This window comes from Cellulosilyticum sp. I15G10I2 (genome assembly GCF_900095725.1).
Taxonomy (GTDB): domain Bacteria; phylum Bacillota; class Clostridia; order Lachnospirales; family Cellulosilyticaceae; genus FMMP01.
Genome location: NZ_FMMP01000006.1, coordinates 368,862 through 385,899, shown reverse-complemented (window position 1 = coordinate 385,899; position 17,038 = coordinate 368,862). Strand labels below are relative to the sequence as shown.

18 protein-coding genes are annotated in these 17,038 nt (G+C 35.2%); 5 read left to right on the top strand and 13 right to left on the bottom strand.

Annotation, left to right across the window (positions count from 1 at the left end):
• Window positions 1-187: 187 nt before the first annotated feature.
• Complete coding sequence (locus BN3326_RS01820; RefSeq protein ID WP_069997406.1) at window positions 188-1,378, bottom strand: aminotransferase-like domain-containing protein; 1,191 nt, start codon at window positions 1,376-1,378, stop codon at window positions 188-190.
• Between the two features lie 123 nt (window positions 1,379-1,501).
• On the opposite strand from BN3326_RS01820, the gene yfcE reads away from it, so the two are divergent.
• The 4 genes from yfcE (at window position 1,502) to BN3326_RS01800 (ending at window position 4,808) form a co-directional block, all read left to right on the top strand.
• The gene (gene yfcE / locus BN3326_RS01815) at window positions 1,502-2,050 is read left to right on the top strand and encodes a phosphodiesterase (protein WP_069997405.1); all 549 of its coding nucleotides are present in this window, start codon (window positions 1,502-1,504) and stop codon (window positions 2,048-2,050) included.
• A 205-nt stretch (window positions 2,051-2,255) separates the two neighbouring features.
• The gene (locus BN3326_RS01810; protein ID WP_069997404.1) at window positions 2,256-3,467 is read left to right on the top strand and encodes an ammonium transporter; all 1,212 of its coding nucleotides are present in this window, start codon (window positions 2,256-2,258) and stop codon (window positions 3,465-3,467) included.
• An 84-nt stretch (window positions 3,468-3,551) separates the two neighbouring features.
• Window positions 3,552-3,914, top strand: a complete 363-nt coding sequence (locus tag BN3326_RS22830) for a P-II family nitrogen regulator (RefSeq protein WP_069997403.1) — start codon at window positions 3,552-3,554, stop codon at window positions 3,912-3,914.
• Window positions 3,915-4,067: 153 nt separating this feature from the next.
• The gene (locus BN3326_RS01800; RefSeq protein WP_069997402.1) at window positions 4,068-4,808 is read left to right on the top strand and encodes a peptidylprolyl isomerase; all 741 of its coding nucleotides are present in this window, start codon (window positions 4,068-4,070) and stop codon (window positions 4,806-4,808) included.
• Between the two features lie 82 nt (window positions 4,809-4,890).
• Here BN3326_RS01800 and BN3326_RS01795 read toward each other — a convergent pair whose 3' ends face one another.
• From BN3326_RS01795 to BN3326_RS01755, 9 genes are all read right to left on the bottom strand, one after another.
• Window positions 4,891-5,556: an HAD family hydrolase gene (locus tag BN3326_RS01795; protein ID WP_069997401.1), complete on the bottom strand. Its 666-nt coding sequence runs from the start codon at window positions 5,554-5,556 to the stop codon at window positions 4,891-4,893.
• Window positions 5,557-5,574: 18 nt separating this feature from the next.
• On the bottom strand, window positions 5,575-5,874 hold the full coding sequence (locus BN3326_RS01790; RefSeq protein WP_069997400.1) for an AzlD domain-containing protein: 300 nt from the start codon (window positions 5,872-5,874) through the stop codon (window positions 5,575-5,577).
• Window positions 5,874-6,620 (bottom strand): AzlC family ABC transporter permease, encoded by a 747-nt coding sequence (locus tag BN3326_RS01785; RefSeq protein WP_242875920.1) that lies wholly within the window; start codon window positions 6,618-6,620, stop codon window positions 5,874-5,876. Before BN3326_RS01785 ends, BN3326_RS01790 begins: the two co-directional genes overlap by 1 nt.
• A gap of 311 nt (window positions 6,621-6,931) precedes the next feature.
• Window positions 6,932-7,471 carry a hypoxanthine phosphoribosyltransferase gene (hpt, locus tag BN3326_RS01780; RefSeq protein WP_069997399.1) on the bottom strand — a complete coding sequence of 180 codons (540 nt, stop codon included), beginning with the start codon at window positions 7,469-7,471 and terminating at the stop codon, window positions 6,932-6,934.
• A gap of 109 nt (window positions 7,472-7,580) precedes the next feature.
• Entirely contained in the window at window positions 7,581-9,176 is a 1,596-nt protein-coding gene (locus BN3326_RS01775) for an NAD(P)/FAD-dependent oxidoreductase (protein WP_069997398.1), read from the bottom strand.
• Entirely contained in the window at window positions 9,169-10,413 is a 1,245-nt protein-coding gene (locus BN3326_RS01770) for a BaiN/RdsA family NAD(P)/FAD-dependent oxidoreductase (protein WP_069997397.1), read from the bottom strand. The genes BN3326_RS01775 and BN3326_RS01770 overlap by 8 nt, the downstream gene beginning before the upstream one ends.
• Before the next feature lie 80 nt (window positions 10,414-10,493).
• Window positions 10,494-11,111, bottom strand: a complete 618-nt coding sequence (locus BN3326_RS01765; RefSeq protein ID WP_069997396.1) for a hypothetical protein — start codon at window positions 11,109-11,111, stop codon at window positions 10,494-10,496.
• A gap of 98 nt (window positions 11,112-11,209) precedes the next feature.
• A complete protein-coding gene (locus tag BN3326_RS01760; protein ID WP_069997395.1) occupies window positions 11,210-12,865 on the bottom strand; it encodes a putative polysaccharide biosynthesis protein in 1,656 nt (551 codons plus the stop codon).
• Window positions 12,866-13,081: 216 nt separating this feature from the next.
• Window positions 13,082-13,537, bottom strand: a complete 456-nt coding sequence (locus tag BN3326_RS01755) for a metal-dependent transcriptional regulator (protein ID WP_069997394.1) — start codon at window positions 13,535-13,537, stop codon at window positions 13,082-13,084.
• A 164-nt stretch (window positions 13,538-13,701) separates the two neighbouring features.
• Here BN3326_RS01755 and BN3326_RS01750 point away from each other — a divergent pair, with 164 nt between their 5' ends.
• Window positions 13,702-14,589: a DegV family protein gene (locus BN3326_RS01750; protein WP_069997393.1), complete on the top strand. Its 888-nt coding sequence runs from the start codon at window positions 13,702-13,704 to the stop codon at window positions 14,587-14,589.
• Between the two features lie 25 nt (window positions 14,590-14,614).
• Here BN3326_RS01750 and BN3326_RS01745 read toward each other — a convergent pair whose 3' ends face one another.
• The 3 genes from BN3326_RS01745 to sdaAB form a co-directional block, all read right to left on the bottom strand.
• Window positions 14,615-15,310 carry a hypothetical protein gene (locus tag BN3326_RS01745; RefSeq protein WP_069997392.1) on the bottom strand — a complete coding sequence of 232 codons (696 nt, stop codon included), beginning with the start codon at window positions 15,308-15,310 and terminating at the stop codon, window positions 14,615-14,617.
• Between the two features lie 109 nt (window positions 15,311-15,419).
• Window positions 15,420-16,295, bottom strand: coding sequence for an L-serine ammonia-lyase, iron-sulfur-dependent, subunit alpha (gene sdaAA, locus BN3326_RS01740; protein WP_069997391.1), 876 nt, complete (start codon window positions 16,293-16,295; stop codon window positions 15,420-15,422).
• 11 nt (window positions 16,296-16,306) lie between these two features.
• Window positions 16,307-16,975: an L-serine ammonia-lyase, iron-sulfur-dependent subunit beta gene (gene sdaAB, locus BN3326_RS01735; protein ID WP_069997390.1), complete on the bottom strand. Its 669-nt coding sequence runs from the start codon at window positions 16,973-16,975 to the stop codon at window positions 16,307-16,309.
• Between the last annotated feature and the right edge of the window lie 63 nt (window positions 16,976-17,038).

Below are 17,038 nucleotides of genomic sequence, written 5' to 3'. Positions count from 1 at the left end.
TATAAAGAAATCGATTTCTTGCCAAGCAAAAAATAATAAACTAACCTCTCGCTTAATATTACCCTGTCTTTAATATAATATTAATACAAGAGATTAGTCAATAGTTTTAAATAAAAAGAGTCCATTACATACTACGCATTTTTTTAGTATCTAGGCTGTTTCTTTATACTATTTTAAATACTTTGTACTAGCATAGTTCTTTTGTAAGTTTACCTAATAATTCTATACCTTTTACAATTTGTTCATCTGTGGGTGTTGAAAAGTTGATTCTGAAAGATTGAGTTTTAGTTCCTTCTGTAACCAAAAATGCTGAGCCCGGCACAACAGCAACCTTATATTCTGAAACAGCTTTTTTACAGAAAGCTACCATATCTACATGCTCAGGCAGCGTACACCAGATAAACAGCCCTCCCTGTGGACGTGTATACGCCACGCATTCTGAAAAATGTTTATCCATCTCACTTAGCATTAACTCACATTTATGTTTATAAACTTCCTTAAGTCTTGTGAGGTGTCCTTCAATATCATAATTGGTTACAAACTTCTCACATATAATCTGTGCTAGAATGTTAGAGTGAACGTCAGCACATTGCTTTGCAACAACGATCTTACTCACCAAATCTTGATGTGCAATCAAGTACCCTACGCGCATACCCGGAGAAAGCACTTTTGAAAAACTGCCTACATAAATAACTAACCCTTCTGTGTCCATGGACTTAATAGAAGGCAGATCGTCACCTTCAAACCTAAGATCTCCATAAGGATTATCTTCTAAAATCATAATATGATGTTGTTTAGCCAGTTCATAAACCCTTTTACGCTTAAAATAGCTCATTGTTTTACCAGTAGGATTTTGGAAGTTCGGAATGACATAAATAAACTTTGTATTAGGATTATGTTTAATGGCTTCTTCTAAAGCTTCTACATTGATCCCATCATCTTCCATTTCTACGCCTACAAGATTGGTATTATACGATCTAAATGAATTAAGTGAACCTATAAATGAAGGGTCTTCGCATATAATTGTATCTTTTTCATTACAAAGCACTTTGCAGGTTAGTTCTATTCCTTGCTGTGCACCAGATACAATAACGAGTTCATCAAAAGATTTACCTATACCATAATGATTAAAAGCAAAATCTTTCATACTCTCACGCAGAGCTGGATATCCTTCTGTTAATGAATATTGAAGTGCCCCTATTGGATTTTGTTCTAAAACTTGTTTTGAAATATCAGCAATAGCTTGTGTTGGAAAAGCTTCGGGTGCAGGATTGCCAGCTGCAAAAGAAATAACTTGTGGGTCAGATGACATTTTTAAGATTTCTCTTATAGCTGATGGTTGAAGCGCCGATATTCTATCAGAAAAATTGTATTTCATTTTCTCACACCTACTTTGTCAAATATAGTCTAAATTCACTAATTATTATTGTATCATATTGCATGTTTAAATAAAATAGTAATATACTATTAGCATTATAGTAAACACACAAGGAGGCACAAGATGAAATATATGATTATTTCAGACATTCATGGTTCTGAAACACACTTGCAGCACATGCTGCAGATCTTTGAAGAAAAACAATATGATTTTCTAGTTGTACTTGGAGATATTTTATATCATGGACCGAGAAACCCTTTACCCGAAGGACACAATCCCCAAGGTGTTGTTAAATTACTTAACGCTTATGCATCAAAAATCATTGCATGCCGAGGCAACTGTGATGCAGAGGTTGATCAAATGCTGCTCGACTTTCCCTGTTTAAGTGACTATACACTTATTGTAGATGACGGCATCCGGCTCTTTGCAACCCACGGTCATATCTATCACCCTGAGAACATACCGCCTGCTAAAGGTAAAAATATATTTTTATATGGACATACGCACTTATGGGAACTTAAACAACACGGTAATACTCTGATTTGTAATCCTGGTTCTATTTCTCTGCCTAAAGAAAATAGACCTCATACTTATGCTGTATATGAAAACACTATCCTAAGTATTTATACCCGTGATCAAGAGCTTCTTGCTTCTTGCACTTTATCTGAATAATTTGTCAATACTATAATGTATACAAATTATTATCTTTTTATTGACAAACGATAGCAGTATTAATATAATAGCATATGAACAAAGGTGTTCTAAAAAGGCAGATTTATGCTCTTTTTAGAACACCTTTTTATTTTATTTAATTAGGGCATCGCCTCAGATGATTTTGTCCTACTTATATCTTAAATTATAAATAAGGAGTGTAATTATGGATACAAACTTAATCTTAAACTCAATGTGGACACTTATTGCTGCTATTCTCGTTTTTATTATGCATGCTGGTTTTGCACTAGTAGAAATAGGATTTACACAGTCAAAAAATGCAGTTAATATTATTATGAAGAATTTTGTTACAGTGGGTATTGGGGTACTTGCATATTATTTTATAGGCTATGGTTTTATGTATGGTACTGATGCTGGTTCGTTTATTGGTACAGATGGTTTTATGTTGTTTAATACCCCAGAAATAGTAAGTGGTGTTTCTTTTGAGGTTTATTTTTTATTCCAAGCTATATTTTGTGCAACTTGTGCAACAATCGTATCAGGTGCTATGGCTGAACGCACTAAATTTTATGCTTACATTATTTTCTGTGTTGTAGCAACAACCATTATTTATCCGCTTATCGGTCATTGGATCTGGGGTGGTGGTTTCCTTGCAAACATGGGCTTTAGAGATTTTGCCGGCGGAACAGCTGTTCATGCAATCGGCGGTGTCGCAGCTTTAGTTGGTGCTGCCTTAGTTGGACCTCGTGAAGGTAAGTACCGCAAAGGCAAAGTAAAGGCGATTCCAGGTCATAATATACCTCTTGGTGCATTGGGTGTCCTTATTCTTTGGTTTGGCTGGTTTGGATTTAATGGCGGAAGCACCTTAGATATCACCTCTCCCCTTACGGCTCATGCAGCTATTACCACCCTTTTTGGCGGGGCTGCTGCTACATTATCTGCTTTACTTTTTAGTATTGTACGTTATAAAACCCCTGATGCTGGTCTTACCCTAAATGGTGCACTCGCTGGTCTTGTTGGCGTAACTGCTGGTGCTTCAATGATTTCTTACATAGGTGCCATTATTATCGGTGTATGTGCAGGAATTATTATGATTATAGCTGTTGCTTTCTTTGATTCAGTTGTTAAAGTTGATGATCCAGTGGGTGCTATTTCTGTGCATGGCGTATGCGGCAGTTTAGGGACAATTGCTATTGGACTTTTTGCAACAGATGACGGCTTATTCTATGGCGGTGGCTTTAATTTATTAGGTATTCAAATACTGGGTGTCCTTATCTGTATTTCTGTTGCTGCAATACTTTCTTTCATTACTTTTTTCATCCTGAAAAAGACTATGGGTCTGAAAGTTTCTCAAGAGCATGAAATAGATGGTCTTGACTGCATAGAACATGGTATTTCAGCCTACATCAATATTTAAAACTATATTTTCAAAAAACATATATCATTATTTAAATTTGTGCTAAAATAAAGTTAATAAACTGCGCATAAGGAGTTGAATAGGATGGATAAAAAAATATACAAAGTCGAAATTATTACTCGTCCTCGCATGTTAGAAGATCTTAAAGAAGCCCTTAATCAAATTGGTATCACAGGTATTACCGTTTCTAGCGTTCTAGGCTGCGGTATGCAAAAAGGTGCTACTGAATATTATAGAGGCGTACCACTTGAAATCAATTTACTGCCTAAGATCAAACTAGAGATTGTAGTTTGTGAAGTTCCAGTAGACTTAGTGATTGAAACTGCAAAAAAGGTTCTACATACCGGTAATATTGGAGATGGTAAAATCTTTGTATATGATGTTGCAAATGTTATTCGTGTCAGGACTGGCGAAGAAGGCTGGGATGCCCTTCAAGATCAGAAATAAGACGAAGTATTGTTTTACATTTATCTTAATTAATGTTACTATTAAATAGGCATTTTATATTAAGCTTTAAGGATTATCCTACTTGCTTAATAATTAATAAAGAATACACCAAGGCTTCCTTGGTGTATTCTTTGTAAAAAAGGAGAATTATAAATGACGAACAAAGTATTAGCCGTCGTAGACGGAAGAGAAATTACGCAAGATGATCTTTATGAACTACTGCAAAGCATTGGTCAAAATGCTGGCAACTTTCAAAATGAAGAAGGGCGAAAACAACTTGTAAATGAACTTGTAATGCAGGAATTACTTTACTCAGATGCTCTTGCACATGGATTAGAAAAGGATGCTGAGTTTACAAGTGCGCTTGAGCGTATGCAAAGAACACTTCTTAAACAGTATGCACTTAACAAGTTGCTTACTTCTATTCAAATAACAGATGAGGAAGCAGCGGCTTATTTTGAATCTCATAAATCACTTTTCAAAAAGCCAGAAACAGCTTCAGCAAGTCACATCTTGGTACCAACTGAAGCAGAGGCTTCATCTATATTAGATGAAATTAATGCCGGACTTGATTTTAAAGAAGCTGCTGGAAAATACTCTAATTGTCCTTCAAAAGCTGAGGGCGGAAGTTTAGGAGAATTTACGCGCGGAAGAATGGTTCCAGAATTTGATAAGGTCGTTTTCACTATGAAAGATGGGGAAATAACAGGCCCTGTTAAAACACAGTTTGGCTATCATCTTATTAAACTCGACCATATATCTCAAGAAGATATTCCAAGCCTTAGTGAAGTAGAAGCTCAAGTAAAGGAACAATGCTTACTAACTAAACGTCAGGCTTTATACCTTAACAAGCAAGAAGAACTTCAAAAGCGCTATACTGTAGAAATTAAATAGATCTTATTTTTTGAAATAGCTTTAAAAAGATCATTATATAAAAGACGCTTAGTCTTTAAATATAATGATCTTTTTGCATGAATTAATTATTAGGTTCACCATTCAAAATAAGTTCTTCCAAGCCTTTAACCTCTGATACAATATAATGTGCACCTGATTCTATAAGCTCTTCTCTTGTTCTATATCCCCACAATACGCCTACTGATGTAACACCTGCATTTTTTGCTGTATACATGTCCACATCAGAATCCCCTATATAAATACACTCACTTTTATCTACTTTAAAATGCTCGAGTATATCCAATATTACTTGCGGATCTGGTTTAGGTATAACCCCTATTCTTTGACCAAATGCAAGTGTAATCTTATCTTCAAACATAAGCCCAACAAGCTCCTTGGTATATATGTCTGGTTTATTGGATGCAACCGCCATGAGTACGCCTTGTTCTTTTAACGTATGTAATAAAGTTATAATCCCCTCGTAAGGCTTGGTATGATCTAAGCTATGTACTTTATAATACTCCTCAAATATCCCTCTCGCTTTCTCTATCATTTTTTCATTACGGCACTCTTCTGGGAGCATACGTTCAACCAGCTTGTAGACACCATTTCCTATATAGTTCTTATAATTATCAACCAAATGCTCCTCAAACCCCCATTGTCTCAGTACATAATTCCCCGCATAAGCCAAGTCTGTAAGCGTATCAAGCAGTGTTCCGTCTAAGTCAAATATTACTAATCTATACATTTTTCCTCCTTATAAGTATTAAAATAAAATATTACAGCAATAAACCATGCCAACAGCTGCCATTGCAACGATAACGAGACTTTGTTTAAAGTATCCAAGTATTACCGCCGCCATAACCCCAGCACTTGCATAAATACTATTATTTGCTGCATAAAAAACACTTGGAAATGTCATGGCACCTAATACAGCATAAGGTACATAGTGTAAAAAAGAGCGTATATAGGTGGATTTGATTTTCTTATTGAAAAGTGTAAGTGGCAAGACTCTAGGCATATAGGTAACAATTGCCATAACTAATATCGCAATAAACATGTACATTATTCTTCCTCCTTAACAGGAAATAAGTAGGCTGCTAACGCCGAAGCTAGGATCGTAGCAGCAATGATAGCAAATCCAGAAGAAACACTATTGACATAGGGCGCATATTTAAACAAGCAACTTAACCCAATTGCAATAATCAACGTAATCCTAACGGCTTTCGACTCCCGTGCAGCGGGAATAATAAGTGCTATAAACATCGCATAGAGTGCTATACCAAGTGCATCTTGCAAAAGTGGTGATAAAAGCATTGTGGCTGCTGCTCCTAAGTAGGTTCCAAGTGCCCATCCTATATAAGGTAATGTCATAAGACCCAACATAAATGCACAAGTTAATTGTTGTTTTTCTAATGAAGCCATCGTAAAAATTTCATCTGTAATCCCAAAAGCTATAAAGGCTTTTTTAACTTGACTCATATTTGCGCCTAATCTTTGTGAAAGTGACAAAGACATTAAGATATAGCGTATATTAATCACAAATACTGTGAGCGCAATCTCAGCAAAACTCGCAGCGTGTACAATAAGCTTAATACCTGCAAATTGTCCTGCCGAAGTAAGATTTGTCATTGAAATAATAAGTGCCTGAATAGGTAAAACCCCTCCTGTTACAGCCATCATTCCAAATGCAATAGATACATATAAGTATCCAAGCCCAATAGGCATTCCTTTTTTTACACCTCTTATGTATTCTTTTATACCCTCTTCATTAATATTTTGCAATACAATTCGGCCTAAATATCCCTTCAAAATTAACTCACTCCCTTATCTATCATTAATATTGTATAACTAAGGCTACATATAAGCAACAATAACTCTTATAAGATTATAATACCACCTGCTTGAATAATCAGAAAATGGGTGAATAAAAGTTAATCAAAACCTTTTACTCACCCATTTTCTATTTGTATTACTTCTTATATAGACTTATTATAGCTTTCACATCTTTAAATTTAGTTATTCACAATAATCTGTGATATGAAATCATTCCGAGAAACAATATTAAAACAATAAATAACTCAAGTTTATATGTTGCTTCTCTGTGCTTTTGTTTGCGATGCTTATTTTGAATAAACTTCTCGCTTTAAAACACCTACATAGGGCAAGTTTCTATACATTTCTGCATAATCTATCCCATAACCTACGATAAATTCATCTGGCACTTCAAAACCTAAATAGTCAATATGCACCACTTCTTTACGGCGAGCTGGCTTATCAAGCAATGTACATAATTTAATACCTGCTGGATTTCTAGTCAGCAGCATTTCCTTTAAATATTTCAGTGTTAAACCACTATCTACAATATCTTCTACTATAAGTAGATGTTTATTCTCTACACTATTTTCTAGATCCTTAAGAATTCTTACAACACCTGTAGATTCTGTAGTATTGCCATAACTCGATACAACCATAAAATCTATTTTAAGTGGGAGGTTAATTTTTCTTACAAGGTCACTTGTGAAAATATTAGAGCCCTTAAGAATACCTACAACAATAAGTTCTTTCCCTTCATAATCTTTTGTAATGACTTCTCCAAGTTCTGCTATGCGTTTTTCTAAATCTGAAACAGAAAATAACACTTTTTCTATATCGTTTTGCATCTGTTGTACTCCTCTGCTTTTTAATTATTATAACCCATTAAGTATAGCTTAAAAACACGTCTAAGTAAAATCATAAATAACTAGCCTGCTTTACATATGATAATCTGCTCTATACATTTACTTGAATCCCCCCGTATACCTTAATAATAGCCTCAGCTACTTCTATCCCGTCTACTGCTGCAGATATAATGCCTCCAGCATAACCGGCACCTTCTCCCGCGGGATATACCCCTGTTATATTACTTTGATACATGGGATCTCTTAATAAACGTACCGGTGAAGACGTTCTTGTTTCAAATCCTGTGAAAAGTGCCTCATTATGGTCAAACCCCTTTATTTTCCCCCCAAAAGCTCTAATCGCCTCATCTATTGCCTCTGCCATAAAGTTTGGAAGTTTTTCTCTCATGTTTGTAAGTTTGATACCTGGTGTATAAGTAGGTTTAACAGTACCCAAAGTATGACTTGCTTGATTGTTTAGAAAATCTCCTACTAGCTGCGCTGGTGCGTAATAAGTATTATCCCCCATTTCATAAGCCAGCTTTTCGAAATCTCTTTGTAGCATCATACCAGCTAGTGGATGATCGCTCGGATAATCTTTAGGACCTACATTGACTAATATAGCACTGTTTGCATTTTGAGCATTTCGTTTATAGTGACTCATACCATTGGTGACTACCATCCCCTCCTCAGAAGCAGATGCAATCACATATCCCCCTGGACACATACAAAAGCTATAAACTGTCCTGCCATTTTTAGCATGGTGTACAAGTTTATAATCTGCTGCCCCGAGCTTCGGATGATCTTTAAACCTCCCATACTGCGCTTCATTAATCCAGTCTTGCAAATGTTCTATACGCATACCCATTGCAAAAGATTTTTGCTCCATTTTCATATCACTTTTATAAAGCATTTCAAAGGTATCTCTTGCACTATGCCCTATTGCAAGCACACAAATATCTGTACTTAAATAATCTTTGTGATTAATCTCTACACCTGTAATATGTCCGTCTTTAAGTACCATCTGTGTTACTTGACTTTCAAATCTAACTTCTCCTCCAAGACTAATAATAGTATGACGCAGATTTTTAACCACTTCTCTTAAAATATCAGTGCCTACATGTGGTTTGTTTTTATACAGAATTTGTGAGGGCGCTCCAGCTTGTACCAGTTCTTCTAAAACTTTATGAGACCTTATGTTTTTTATTTGTGTTGTTAGTTTGCCATCTGAGAAAGTCCCCGCGCCGCCTTCTCCAAACTGTACATTAGAAGAGGGATCTAACTTGCCAGTCTTCCAAAACAGATCCACATCTTCTACTCTTTTTTCTACCGATTTACCTCGCTCGAGAACGATAGGCCTAAATCCTGCTTGGGCTAAAATGAGTGCTGCAAACAAGCCACAAGGTCCGCTTCCAACAATAACAGGCCTGTTAGTCAATAGCATATTGCCTTTTTGCGGCATATAATAAGTTTTATCTGGTGCTTTTAGCTGAGGGAATTTAGCTAAAACCTCAGCTTCTTTTAAGGTCTGTATATCCACCGTATAGACAAGTTTAATTTCTTCTTTTTTTCTAGCATCCACTGCTTCTTTAAATACCGTATAGCTTGTTATCTCATCAGGCTTTATTCTTAGCTTTTTTGCTATTTTAGCAATAAGCTGCGTAGCATCTTCATCTAATGATAATTTAATATCTTGGACCCTAATCATGGTCTTTCCTCCCTTCATTACTTGCACTGAGTCCTGCTAAATAACCCGTAGACCATGCCCACTGCAAATTATAACCTCCGCAATCTCCATCTAGATCCAATACTTCTCCTGTAATATAGATCCCTTTTGCTTTCTTGGAGGCCATTGTTGTAAGATCTACCTCACTTAATACAACCCCTCCAGCTGTAGCTTGCGCATATTTATAGCCTCTTGTGCCATTTATTTCAAATACAAATGCCTTTATGGCCTTTGCAAGCTTTTCAATACTATCATGCTCTAAATCCTCTGACTTGATATGCATTGACTCTACTTTAGAATACTTAATAATCGGAATAATAATTCTCTTATGAATCCATCCAATAAAAAGTTCTTCTAATGTCCGCTCAGGTCTTAGAGCAATTCTGCTATATATCATACTTATCATATCATCATGGCTTAGATTAGGTAATAAGTCTAATACAACAGACGCTTTTTTACCTTCTAGTTTTGCCTTAGCAGCAATACGGCTAAGCTGAAAAATAGCTGGTCCTGATAATCCGTCTTCAGTAAATAATACCTCTCCGTATTCTTCTCTTATAGGCTTATTTTCTACATAAGCACTGGCTTGACATTTAATTTTTGTCCCCTTCATCATTTTGCAATAACTTGAAGATGAAAGTACGTGAACTAATGTGGGAAACGTGGGTGAGATAGTATGTCCTAGTTTTTTAAGTATATTATACCCAAGTTGGTCACATCCAAAGCTTATATTTGCCATACCTCCTGTTGCAAAAATAACTTTAGGCGCATGATATGTAATATTATTTTCACATACAATATACCATCTATCTTTTTTAGAGAAAGCATCAATTACTTTTGTATCTGTTTGGATTTCTACTTGTAATCGTGTGAGTTCCATTCTAAGCACTTCAAGTACACTTGAGGCTTGTTCAGAAGAAGGGTATACTTTATCCCCTTCTACTAATGGTAATACCCCAAGTTCTTCAAAAAAACTTCTAATTATTTCATAATTGACATATTTTAAAGGATAAGAAAAATCTTCCGTTGAACTTGTATGGTATTTTGTATTTTCTATTTGTGTATTAGAAAGATTACATCTGCCATTACCCGTTACCAAAATTTTTTTTCCTATTCTGTCTAACCGTTCTAAAAGTAGGACCTGTGCCCCATGTCTAGCAGCAATAATACTTGCAATCATGCCCGATGCCCCGCCGCCAACTACTATAACATCCCTCATATACCTCATCCTTTCCTAGCTTCTATTGTATTGATAATTAAACTTTAATGCAAGTATATAAGGCTACCTATTCGGCAGCCTTATTCCTCTTCATATGATTGTAATATTTTTTCAATATAATTCGGATTACTTAATAGCGCATCCTTTTGAAGCGGTGATATTGCAATTTGTTCTTTTAACAGAAGACTATAAGTCTTTCTTGAAAAGTGCGAAGCACTCATATCAAGGTCAATGTACTTATTAACCTTTCCCTCTTCTTTTTGCACAATACATACCCTATTGTTTTGAATACCTAATGTATACTCAAATACCTTCTCTACACTAGGCAGTACTTTCTTAAGTGCTACCTGCTCCACATTAAATTCAACGACATCATAGCCTGAAAATTTATTTTTTATATCTGATTCGTTTAGTCCTAATAACACTAATGGGTCTAGCTTTTTATTTTCAAGTTCATTATTATGTTCATCTACTATAAGTAAATGGATCTGTGTATCAGGCTGTATGCTTACAACAGTTTCAGGTTTTGCAGCACCTAGAACATCTACGCTTTTTTCACTTCTAGTAGCAAGTCCTTCATAAGATGGTTCAGTATGGCTTGCACTGCTTTGTATATAATAATAGCCTATTGTAAATATGATAAAAAAGATCATAATAGCTACCACAAGCGTCATTAAATACTGGTTTCTTTTAAGCATCTTACACTTCCTTCATGTACTAAAATACCGTTTATTAGAATTATGTCTAAAATGCTATTTTTTATACATAATTGAAGGAATTTTTTATTATAGTCTCACTATTCACCATTTAAAAACTTTATAAGCTTCTTGCCGCCTGGTATATAAAGTAAATCTTTTTTTGTAATTGTCCTTGTTGCTATACCTGTAAATAGGTAGATAACCATAGCGACAGGTATAATAACTATTGTCCATAATTTTGAACTTGGCAAAATAATCATAAGGCCATTATAAATACCATAGGCTAATAACCCCATAATACTTGCACTAATCATCGGCTTAATTAAAAGTTTATGCCAATTAAATTGTATGCTTAAATATCTTTTTAAATAATTGATATTTAAAATGGCATAGATTAAATAACACAATGTTGTACTGTGGATCACCCCATAGATATGCAGTGTTGGCACAGCAAGTACAATCCAATTCACAATTATTTTAATAATACAAGCTATCACCGCATTAAATGTTGGAATATTCGGTTTACCCATGCCTTGGAGTACCCCTGCACTAAGTTGTGCAAGTGTTATAAAAATAATCCCTATAGCACCGCTTGCTAAAAGTTTATCACCTGTTACCTCTGCAAACAACAGCCCAATAATTGGATTTGCAAATAATATGAGTGCCACTGTAGAAGGTGCACCGATTAATAAGCCTACCTTAAAAATCAGCTTAATCTTTTTACGTACATCTTTATAGTTGTGAACAGCCATACTCGCTGCAATAGCAGGGATAGCAGCACCGCCTAACTGTATAATCAAACTAATTGGAACATTTAACAATGCAAAATATTTAACAGAAAACTGTCCGAGTAACTGTGTAACAATTTCATCTATAGATAAAGTATCTATACGCGGAACCGGCACTACATGCAAAAGACTATTTTCTTTTAAATAAGCAATAGAAGCAGGCAGATTTCTCGTGATCATACTTTGATCAATAAGCCCCATAATAGAAAATACAGAAGTACTGACAACGACAGGTATCATCATAACAAGAATTTGTTTAAGAATTGTCCCCGAATTTTCATATTGATAATCGTTACTATACCTTAATTTCTTTTTAAGATTCGGACGCATCCACATATAAACAGTCATTAGTGTAATAAGACCAGCTATTGCCCCTATTCCCGTACCTAAAGTGCTTCCAGTAACAGCTACTATTAAATCGTGGCTTAAAAACAAATAAGCAAGCAAAACACTAAATACTACATTAAATATTTGTTCAATTATCTGCGATACTGCAGTTGGAGTCATATTATTTTGCCCTTGAAAATAGCCACGCATAACGGCAATGATAGTTGCGACGATAACTGTAGGGGCAAGCGCTCTAATAGGCATGCCCACATTTTTTTTAGGAAACAGTACTTCGGCTATCCAATCTGCACCAAACCACATACCTATAGCAAGTACAGCTGCAAAAGCAACTGAATACAGCATGGCAACTTTATAAACCCTATGAGCATCTTTATAAGCGTTCATAGCTTCTCTTTCTGCAATAAGTTTGGATAATGCATTGGGCATAGCAATAGCCGTAAAGGTCAAAATAACTGAATAAACCTGAAAAGCTAAACCGTAAAGACCATTGCCTTCATCACCTAGTATATTCGTAATAGGTATTCTGTATAATAACCCAATAACTCTGCTTAGAAACACACCTATCCCTAAAATCATTGCACCTTTTACAATACTTTGTCCGTTTGTTTTACTTTCCATAATACCCTCTATCTATTTATCTTATTTCCTAATTTTTCATACTTAACACATTTTAACATACATTGAAGTATGAATATACCTTTATTTAATATCTTTTTTAAGTATAACATCAAATTTATTCAGTCATTAATGATCTCATACACTTTAATGCATATGAATAGATCCAACCTTTACTCAAGACAATAAAAAAACAGACATTTTAAAGATGTCTGTTTGCTATAGACGCTCCTGGTCTGGAAGGGCTGGAAGTAATCTATGGGTTAGTTTTTTTCTTGTAAGTAGTTTATAGCGCTGCACTATTTCTGGATATTGTCTGTTAAATAAAACAAATTTTTCTATGCGCTCTAAACTTTCATATGATAAGTATTGCTGCATACTTTCTTTTTCCAAGTCTTTGTTTTCTTCGATCTGGAGCAGTGTTAAAAATTCATCAATAAGTGCTTCTCTTGCAATGAGATATTCTGCCATTTGTTTACCCTGCTCCGTTATTTTTAGAGGCTGATACGGCAAATAGACAATGTATTTTTGATAATGCATTCTCTGCAGTGCCTGTATCGTCTTTTGAAGCGGCTGATTAATTTCTTTTGCAACATCCGTACTCTTTAGTTCTGTGTCTGCAAGTGCCATCTTGTAAATTCCCACTAAATATTTTTCTAAACTTGAAGATAGCATAGCCCTTCCTCCTTTATTAATGACTACAATAAATATATGCAGGTTGTTAGACTAAAATGTCTATTATACCCATTTAAGCTTAAGATTTATTTATTAATTGACACAGGCTGTTAAAGCATATTAAAATCAAGATGTGAGTCATTTAACAATAAGGAGGTGAATCTATGTCTGAAATTATATTAATCAGTGATACTGCATGTGATCTTCCAGAATCTTTAATAAATGAATATCATATTAAACTTGTTCCTTTTTATGTTTCTTTTGATAAGGAAACATATTTTAAAGAAATAGCAGATCTTTCTGTTGCAAAGTTTTATGAAATCATGAGAAAGGATAAAATTTTCCCTAAAACATCCCTTCCTTCTATTAATGATTATATGGAAACGTTTATGCCCCTAATAGAACAAAATAAAAATATCATCTGCGTTTGTCTGTCCTCTCATTTTAGTGGTTCCTACAACTCTGCTGTCAATGCTCGTGAACTTATATTAGAAAATTATCCTAATGCACAAATTGCTATTATTAATTCTTTAAATGCAACAGGCGGTCAGGGACTACTCGTTCAAGAAATTGGACGCATGATAGCGGATGATATTCCTTTCGCGACAATCGTCGAAACGGCAAATAAACTTAGAGAGTCTGCAAGGATCTTTTTCTTTGTAGAAACTCTGGATTATTTAGAACATGGCGGTCGTATTGGTAAAGCTGCAGCACTGCTTGGAACAATGCTTAGTGTCAAACCGCTTATTTATTTGCAAGACGGTTTGCTGTTTCCAAGTGGTAAAGTAAGAGGGACTAAAAAAGCTTTAGCCAAGGCTCTGGAAAATACTGAAGCCTATGTAAAAGATCATGCTAACGATTATAATTATTTAATTGCCCACGCTGATAATCTTGAATATGCACATATTATGAGGGAAGGATTAAGTACACTATTAAACATAAGTGTTCCTAATGATTTTTCATTTATAGGCGTTACAATAGGCGTTAATACTGGCCCTGATGCTGCTGGTATATGTTTAATAAAAAAATATGAAACATTTCTCAACCAATAAAAAAGCAGCCCACGGGCTGTTTTTTTTATTGGTTGGTTATGCCTTTAACTTCTATTATTTTACTCGAAAAAGCATAAATGAGTGCTGCAAAACCCAATACTTCACTTACAGTAAACCTTGGAAATGTATGGGGTATTTTAATAAAATAAGTTATCCCATCTAGTAATAAGGTGATCTGGGCCATTATTATCATTAGAAGCTGAACCCGTATCTGCAAGTTTTTATAATTCATTATCCCTATTATACTGAGTATGAAAACAATAGCTATAAAACTTCCTTGAGCAATACTAAGATACATTGGATATCTGTCTATAAGATGTAAAGCATATCCAAAACTCTCTCCTTGTACTACAACTGTAGGCTGTCTGATGATTATGTACATATAAAAGATGATCCAAGGCGTAAAATATAATAAATACCGGGGATAACTTATTTTTTCTCGATATAGGGGAGTCACATACCATATAGCCGATACTGTAGGAATTGTCAGGCCAATACTACTTGCTAAATAGAAATACCTAAGTACCATAATCTGCTGATAAGCTGGCGCATCGCCATATACAATTAAAGTGAAATATCTCAACATTGTAAATACAAATAACATGATGCATACGATTTTAAGTATGTAATAGCGATTACTTAAAACTGCTGTAATATCAACCATGAGTACGACTAGTGCTATAACACATATTGCAATAAGCATGATATATCCTATCTCCATTTTTTCACCTCCTTTTTATTAATTTATGGACAGCGTATGCATTTTAGAACAGTTCATAATAAGAAAAGAGTATAGCTTGGCTATACTCCTTTATCTATAAGTTATTCTATTATGAATTAAAGATCTGCGAACAAAGCTGACATCCAGTAGGTGTAGCAGCTATCCCTCCCATAGCCGTTTCTCTAAGTTCTGATGGCATACTTTTCCCGACCTTATACATTGCCTCTACAGTTTCATCAAATGGAACCACTTGTTTTATACCACACAAAGTCATTTCAGCGCTAATGAGTGCATTTGACACGCCCATAGCATTGCGCTTCTGACAAGGTGCCTCTACAAGTCCCGCTATAGGATCACATACTAACCCCAGCACATTGGACAAAGCAGTCGATGCTGCGTCTAAACATTGACTAGGTGTGCCTCCTTTAAGCTCACAAATCGCCGATGCAGCCATTGCAGAAGCGGCACCCACTTCTGCCTGACATCCTCCTTCTGCCCCAGAAACAGTTGCATTTCTAGTAATTAAATAACCGACGGCCCCTGCATTAAACAGTGCTAAAATCATTTTTTCATCTGGTAAATTAAAAGCCTCTTGAATAGCAATAAATGCTCCTGGAATGACCCCTGATGAACCTGCGGTTGGCGCTGCTACTATCAGCCCCATTGAGCTATTTACTTCCAAAACACCTACAGCGTAGCTTATTGCTTTTGATATTAACCCACCACATACTGATTCTTCCATTTCACTTCTGGCATATATCTTTTTAGCTTCGCCACCTATTAAACCGCCTATAGAAATAAGGTCGTCCTGTAGCGCCTTATGAACTGCATTTTTCATAATATTATAAGAATGTGTCATGCGCTCTACAAGCTGTTCTTTTTCCGAGTGGAATACTAGCATTTCTCTATTTATCATAGCCTCTGATATTTTTAAATTTTGCTTATTACATATATTAATTAGTTCTACAGCATTTATGAAATTCACTGGCATGCCTCCTATAAATGAATTATTTTTGCATCATGTACCTTGTCATGGGCAATGATATGATCAATTATTGCTTCTCTAATAGGTTCATCAGCTTCTATAATTGTGTATGCCAGTTTACCCCTATCTTCTCTATAAAGTCTCATAAAAGCAATGTTAATTCCCTGTTCACTGAGACATTGTGTAATATAGGCAACGACCCCAGGCTTATCTTCTTGCGTAATAAGCAAAGTATAATATTCGCCAGTAAAAAAAACGTCCATATTATTAACTTTATCAATACTTATACTTCCGCCTCCTATTGAAGAACCTGTGATACTTAACTGATTGCCTTTATGATCATTTACCACAATTTCTACAGTATTAGGATGTTTATGACTTTTACTGTCACTTGTTTCAAATAGATACTGCAGTTCCTGCTTAGCTGCATATTCAAATGCATCTTTTATACGCTCATCATCCTGTTCCATACCCAATAAACCTGCAACCAACGCCCGATCAGTCCCATGTCCCTTATAAGTTTTTGCAAAAGATCCATACAGAATAAAAGTAACCTTAGCAATATCTTTTGGTGCAAGTTTATACATAACGCTTGCTATTCTTAGTGCTCCAGCTGTATGAGAGCTTGATGGGCCTATCATATTAGGTCCTATAACTTCAAATACACTAATTTGTTTCATGCTATTTACCCTCACTTTCTACAACTTCATTTATTAATTAGTATACCCCATTATATTTTAAAA

What these genes read in the sequence shown, in the direction of transcription:
- BN3326_RS01795 (WP_069997401.1), bottom strand. Translation starts at nt 5,556, where the DNA reads ATGTATAGATTAGTAATATTTGACTTAGACGGAACACTGCTTGATACG.
- BN3326_RS01810 (WP_069997404.1), top strand. Translation starts at nt 2,256, where the DNA reads ATGGATACAAACTTAATCTTAAACTCAATGTGGACACTTATTGCTGCT.
- yfcE (WP_069997405.1), top strand. Translation starts at nt 1,502, where the DNA reads ATGAAATATATGATTATTTCAGACATTCATGGTTCTGAAACACACTTG.
- BN3326_RS01760 (WP_069997395.1), bottom strand. Translation starts at nt 12,865, where the DNA reads ATGGAAAGTAAAACAAACGGACAAAGTATTGTAAAAGGTGCAATGATT.
- BN3326_RS01750 (WP_069997393.1), top strand. Translation starts at nt 13,702, where the DNA reads ATGTCTGAAATTATATTAATCAGTGATACTGCATGTGATCTTCCAGAA.
- BN3326_RS01775 (WP_069997398.1), bottom strand. Translation starts at nt 9,176, where the DNA reads ATGATTAGGGTCCAAGATATTAAATTATCATTAGATGAAGATGCTACG.
- sdaAB (WP_069997390.1), bottom strand. Translation starts at nt 16,975, where the DNA reads ATGAAACAAATTAGTGTATTTGAAGTTATAGGACCTAATATGATAGGC.
- BN3326_RS01820 (WP_069997406.1), bottom strand. Translation starts at nt 1,378, where the DNA reads ATGAAATACAATTTTTCTGATAGAATATCGGCGCTTCAACCATCAGCT.
- BN3326_RS01765 (WP_069997396.1), bottom strand. Translation starts at nt 11,111, where the DNA reads ATGCTTAAAAGAAACCAGTATTTAATGACGCTTGTGGTAGCTATTATG.
- BN3326_RS22830 (WP_069997403.1), top strand. Translation starts at nt 3,552, where the DNA reads ATGGATAAAAAAATATACAAAGTCGAAATTATTACTCGTCCTCGCATG.
- BN3326_RS01755 (WP_069997394.1), bottom strand. Translation starts at nt 13,537, where the DNA reads ATGCTATCTTCAAGTTTAGAAAAATATTTAGTGGGAATTTACAAGATG.
- BN3326_RS01745 (WP_069997392.1), bottom strand. Translation starts at nt 15,310, where the DNA reads ATGGAGATAGGATATATCATGCTTATTGCAATATGTGTTATAGCACTA.
- hpt (WP_069997399.1), bottom strand. Translation starts at nt 7,471, where the DNA reads ATGCAAAACGATATAGAAAAAGTGTTATTTTCTGTTTCAGATTTAGAA.
- BN3326_RS01800 (WP_069997402.1), top strand. Translation starts at nt 4,068, where the DNA reads ATGACGAACAAAGTATTAGCCGTCGTAGACGGAAGAGAAATTACGCAA.
- BN3326_RS01770 (WP_069997397.1), bottom strand. Translation starts at nt 10,413, where the DNA reads ATGAGGGATGTTATAGTAGTTGGCGGCGGGGCATCGGGCATGATTGCA.
- BN3326_RS01790 (WP_069997400.1), bottom strand. Translation starts at nt 5,874, where the DNA reads ATGTACATGTTTATTGCGATATTAGTTATGGCAATTGTTACCTATATG.